The following is a 4,567-nucleotide window of genomic DNA, read 5'->3' as shown; positions in this document are numbered from 1 at the left end:
TTGCGAAGGCGGTTTAGTCACCACAGAAGCCACACCAGGCGGAACATATATTTGGACAGCACCAGCACCAACCGATGGCGCACTATTAGATAGCGCAACAGGCGCAATCACCTCAGGTATTCCAGGTGCAACCTACTCAGTAGATTACACGACCAACGGAGCCTGTCCATCGACAAGCACCTCTACAGTCACAGCCTATTCCTTACCAACAGTAGTAGCACCAACCGACTTAGAAGTTTGTGATGATGGCACACCAGATGGTATGACCTTACTCGATTTAAGTTTAAAAGACAATGAGATCAGTGGTGGCAACCCAAGTTATGTTGTAAGCTATTACAACACCTTAGCAGATGCCGAGGCACCAATGGGAGCATTACCAATTCCAGACTATTTAGGCACTACAGGCGAAGTCGTATTTGTACGCGTAGAAGACGCCAATACAGGCTGTTTTGACACTACCACACTAACACTACAAGTAGAACAAGCACCAACCACATTTGCACCAACAGACTTAGAGTATTGCGATCCAGACAGCGATGGTTTTGGTGAATTCACACTAAGTGATGCTACAGCCGAAGTCTCAGGAGGCGACACCACTTTAAATGTAACCTATCACGAAACACAATCAGACGCACAAAACAATGTCAATGCGATCACAGACGTGCCCTATACCAATATAGTAGCCAACGTACAAACCATTTACATACGAGTAGAGAGCGCAACCATAGCAACAAACTGTGCCAGTTTCGAAACCATACAACTTATCGTTAACCCAACACCACAAATCCCAACAGCAGCCGAGCTCACTCCATTAGAAGAGTGTGATGACGATACCGATGGCTTTGCGATTTTCGATTTACCAACCAAAAACGATGAGATTTTAAATCTTTTAGATGCCGATACCACTAACGATTTAGACCCACTGCAATACACCATTACTTTCCATCCAACAGCACAAGACGCACTAGATGGAACCGCAACTATAGCCTCCCCAAATGCCTATACCAATGTGATGCCAAATACAGAAGTAATTTGGGTACGTGTAGAAGACATGAATAATGGCTGTATAAAAACAGTAGCCTTAGAACTTATCGTTAACCCATTACCAGTTTTAGAGCAAGCCAACTCCTTAGAACTCTGTGATTATAACAATCCAGGCGATGAGTTTGAAGCCTTTACCTTAGAAGATGCCAATGCAGAAATCCTTAACGGTCAAACCGGAATCACGCTAAGCTACCACACCACACAAGCAGGAGCAGATAATGATACAGACGAAGTATTTAGTCCTTATATCAACGAATCTATAAACGGCTTACCAGCAAATCCACAAACCCTATTTGTAAGAGCAGAAAACGATTTTACAGGCTGCATTAGCACTACAACTTTCGATTTAGTAGTCAATCCATTACCATCACCAAACCCACCAATGCCATTACAAGAATGTGATGAGGATAACGATGGTTATGCGATGTTTGATTTAGAGAGTTTGACTACAGACATAGAAAATGGCGAGCCAAATATCACAATCACATATCACGAAACCTTAGCAGACGCAGAAGACGACCTTAACGCCATAGACACCAGCACACCATACAATAATATTGTAGAGAATACCCAAACCATTTATGTACGTGCAGAAAACGACATCACAGGCTGTTACAGTATTGTAGAATTAGTATTAGAAACCCTATCCACACCAATACTACCAGTTACTATAGAGGATTATGTGCTTTGTGATGAAGATGGTAATGCCAATGGCTTTAGTCAGTTTGATTTTGAATCAGAAATCACACCACAAATATTTACAAACGGACAAACACCAGCAGATTACATCTTAAGCTACCATACCAATCCAGCAGATGCTATCACAGGAGACAATCCAATAGTAAATACAACGAGTTACACCAATACCAGTAACCCACAAACCATTTATATACGTTTAGAAAGCGTAGCCAATGGCTGTGTAAAAAATGCCGAATTTATAATCCGTGTAGAACTTCCACCAGTAATCAATCAACCAACACCATTAACACAATGTGATGATTTTGGACAAGTAAACGATCAAATGACCGCCTTTGATTTAACGGTAAAGAACGATGAGATTACAGGCGGAACAGTAAGTTGGGATGTAGCGTATTTTGAAACACAAGCAGAAGCCTTAGCAGGCATACCAGCAATCGATCCCGACACAGCATACACCAATATGATGATTGGTGCCAACCCATTAAACCCACAAACACTATATGTAAAAGTAACGGATCAGGATACAGGCTGCTCCTCATACACCACGTTAACCATACGCGTATTACCAAACCCAACACCAAGTGACGATCCAGCAGATTTAGAACTCTGTGACGATAATAACGTAGTAGGACCAAACGATTTAATAGAACTCTTTGATTTAACAGAAAACGCCATCTATATCTTAAATGGAGAAGGCTCTGCAACAGACCCAAGACATTTAAGCTATTATACAGACTTTAACGATGCCATGTCAGGAACCAATGCGATAGCAGACCCAACACAGCATAGTAACGAAGACCCAAACAATCCAGGGGTAGGCATTACACCACAAACCATTTATGTAAGAGTTACCAATGGAGAAGATGCAGCAGGCACCAATGGCACAGGCTGTTATACCATAGTAGATTTTGATATTATTGTAAACCCATTACCAGCAGTAAGTCCAGTAACAGACTATATTATCTGTGAATTAAACACAGACGATGTTGCCGATTTTGATTTCAATACCAAAACCGATGAGATTTTAAACGGACAAGACCCAATGGTATTCACCGTAGCCTATTACGAAAGTCAAATGGATGCCGATATGGCCATGAATGCCATTTTGCTTACAGAACCGTATCAAAACACCAGTGACCCACAAATAATTTATGTGACCATCACTAATACAAATACAGGCTGTGATGCAACACTCAATTTTAATATAGGCGTAGAAGAAGCTGCACAAGCCAATCCAGATATGGAGCCATTATTCTATCCGATATGTGACGATAATATGGAAACCGATGGCGACCCAACCAATGATAGCGCACAATTTGATTTATCCACACAGAACGACGAGGTTTTAGACGGTCAAGACCCAGCAATATACACTGTAAGCTATTATCTAACACAAGCAGATGCCGATGAAGGCTTAGCAGCCAATGCACTACCATTATTATACGAAAACATAACCAATCCACAAGTAATAATAGTACGCGTAGATAACGATTTACAAGCCATAGACACCATAAGTTTAGACTTGGCCGCATTAGGCACCACAGGACTAGACGTTGATGGCGATGGGACTATCGATACCTATGACACCAATGCAGATGGCGTATTCGATTTATTAGATGTTAATGGCGATATGGTCTCCGATGGATTTGATACCAATGGAGATGGTATAATAGACTTTATCGATTTAGATGGCGATGGACAAGGCGACTTAGTGGATTTAAACAACGATGGTATAGTAGATAACGCAATAGACACCTCTAGCTGTTACGAAACCGCAGAACTTACCCTTCAAGTCAACCCATTACCAATGTTTGATTTAGAAGACAACTACTTGTTATGTGTAAACACCAATGGCACAGAAGTGTTAGACACACCAGTATTAGACACTGAGTTAGACCCAGCACTATACAGTTTTGAGTGGAGTTTAAATGGCACAGTACTGCCAGGCGAAACAGGAGCAAGCTTAATACCAGCAGAAGGCGGAACCTATATGGTAGTAGTCACAGATCAGGCTACAGACTGTGAGAACCAAGATCAAACAGTGGTAAGCGAAAGTGCACCACCATTAGTAAGCGCACAAGTAACCACACTGGCCTTTGCAGAAAACCACAGTATAGACGTTACAGCAACAAGCCAAGGCGGAGTTAATGACTTGAGTATATTTGAGTTTAGTATCGATGATGGACCATTTGAAACTAATGAGCCAAACAATGGTATGTTTACCTTCGATAATGTAGAAGCAGGCGCACATATAATTACAGTACGCGATATCAATGGTTGTGGGGAAACACAATATCCAATCACAGTAATGGATTACCCACTGTACTTTACACCAAACAACGATGGATATCACGACACATGGAACATATATGGTATTGAAGATCAACCAGACGCGGTAATCTATATTTACGATCGCTTTGGTAAGTTATTAAAACAACTAAGTCCAACAGGCGAAGGTTGGGACGGAACCTTTAATGGTAATCTAATGCCAACAAGTGACTATTGGTTTACGGTAGAATACAGAGAACCAAACGACCCAAACACTACCAAAAAACAGTTTAAAGCGCACTTTACATTAAAACGCTAAAAAGAAAACGCAATAAATAAAAAAACAGTAAATAAAACACAAGTAAAAATTATATTAAAAACAAAACAGCCTGAACAAAATGTTCAGGCTGTTTTGTTAGATATAAGCAGGAAATTACTCTACTTCAAAAGTGATTTTTAAGTTCACTCTAAAATCAGAAACTTCACCATCTTTAACACTAGCACTCTGATCTTTTACATATACAGAACGAATGTTCTTAACGCTTTTAGAGGCGTG

General features: G+C 40.7%; 2 protein-coding genes. One reads left to right on the top strand and one right to left on the bottom strand.

From position 1 onward, the window contains the following. On the top strand, positions 1 to 4,330 hold a 4,330-nt coding region (locus tag ACVC5O_RS11620), incomplete at its 5' end, for a T9SS type B sorting domain-containing protein (protein ID WP_452221650.1). A gap of 114 nt (positions 4,331 to 4,444) precedes the next feature. On the opposite strand, the gene ACVC5O_RS11615 is transcribed toward ACVC5O_RS11620, so the two are convergent. After that, the coding region (locus tag ACVC5O_RS11615) for a dodecin family protein (RefSeq protein ID WP_452220531.1) at positions 4,445 to 4,567 on the bottom strand (123 nt) is incomplete at its 5' end.

Source organism: Lacinutrix salivirga (genome assembly GCF_053604675.1).
This window is presented reverse-complemented; position numbering and strand designations above follow the sequence as displayed.